At 41.6% G+C, this 685-nt stretch carries 2 tRNA genes; both read left to right on the top strand.

From position 1 onward, the window contains the following. The first annotated feature begins 173 nt into the window (after window positions 1–173). Window positions 174–250: transfer RNA gene (locus tag C9J45_RS21435), tRNA-Pro, on the top strand. Between the two features lie 180 nt (window positions 251–430). Next, window positions 431–507, top strand: a tRNA-Pro gene (locus C9J45_RS21430). The last annotated feature ends 178 nt before the right edge of the window (window positions 508–685 follow it).

The raw sequence follows: 685 nt of genomic DNA, 5'->3' as shown, positions 1-685 counted from the left end.
AAAGTAGTGGTTTAATATAACCATTATTTACAGTCGGTGAATGACGTAGCTTGGTAAGCATCCTGTTTTTGGAAATAGCGGACCAGAGGGTCGGAGATTCCTTCTCTATATAGACTCAGCTCTTCACTGACCACAATTTAAAAGTAGTGGTTTAATAAACCATTATTTACAGTCGGTGAATAGCGCAGTTTGGTAGCGCATCTGGTTTGGGACCAGAGGGTCGGGGGTTCGAATCCCTCTTCACCGACCACTATTAAAAGGTAGTGGTTTAATTAACCATTATTTACAGTCGGTGAATAGCGTAGCTCGGTAAGCATCCTGTTTTTGGAAATAGCGGACCAGAGGGTCGGAGATTCCTTCTCTATATAGACTCAGCTCTTCACTGACCACAATTTAAAAGTAGTGGTTTAATATAACCATTATTTACAGTCGGTGAATAGCGCAGTTTGGTAGCGCATCTGGTTTGGGACCAGAGGGTCGGGGGTTCGAATCCCTCTTCACCGACCACTATTTAAAAATAGTGGTTTAATATAACCATTATTTACAGTCGGTGAATGACGTAGCTCGGTAAGCATCCTGTTTTTGGAAATAGCGGACCAGAGGGTCGGAGATTCCTTCTCTATATAGACTCAGCTCTTCACTGACCACAATTTAAAAGTAGTGGTTTAATATAACCATTATTTAC

Origin of the sequence: Photobacterium sp. GB-1, assembly GCF_003026165.1 — a bacterium.
Classification (GTDB): Bacteria; Pseudomonadota; Gammaproteobacteria; order Enterobacterales; family Vibrionaceae; genus Photobacterium.
This window is presented reverse-complemented; position numbering and strand designations above follow the sequence as displayed.